Annotated in this window: 2 pseudogenes; both read right to left on the minus strand. The window is 50.8% G+C overall.

Annotation, left to right across the window (positions count from 1 at the left end):
* Positions 1-332, minus strand: a pseudogene (locus tag ACWHAR_RS31120) (isocitrate lyase); the annotation flags it as partial.
* A gap of 14 nt (positions 333-346) precedes the next feature.
* A pseudogene (locus ACWHAR_RS31125) lies at positions 347-543 on the minus strand (malate synthase A); the annotation flags it as partial.

A 543-nucleotide genomic window follows, 5' to 3' on the forward strand; every position in this document is an offset into this window, starting at 1 on the left:
ACGCTGTTTGCCGGATAAAGGCTTTGGTCAGGATACATGCTCCCTGACATATTTGCATCGGCAGCCACCTGCCAGCCGCTTAAATAAATCGCTTTCAATCCGGCCTTTACTTGCTGCATGGCTTGGTTTCCGGTCAAAGCGCCCAGCGCCGGGACGAAATCCTCTGTATGGAGAAGCTTCCACAGCTTTTCGGCGCCGCGCCTTGCAATCGTGTATTCAATCTCGAGCGTGCCCCTCAGCCGAATGACGTCTGCCGCCTCATACGGCCTTGTGATCCCTTTCCAGCGTTCATCATGCTCCCAGCTTTCTGCGAGTTGTTTTTCTTTCAGCATCGCACATTCCCCCATTATATATTTTCATAAGCCGGTATCGTTAGAAACTCCGCGAATTCATCATCCAAAATCAGCTGTTCAAATACCTGTCCGGCCTCTTCAAACCGGCCGCTCCGAAAATGTTCCACGCCTGCTTCATCGATGATTTTCTGCATTTCTTTCTCTTTCATCATCTTGACCATTTCCGCGGTGACGTTCCGGCCATCGTCAA

This window comes from Bacillus sp. LR--39, assembly GCF_053613335.1.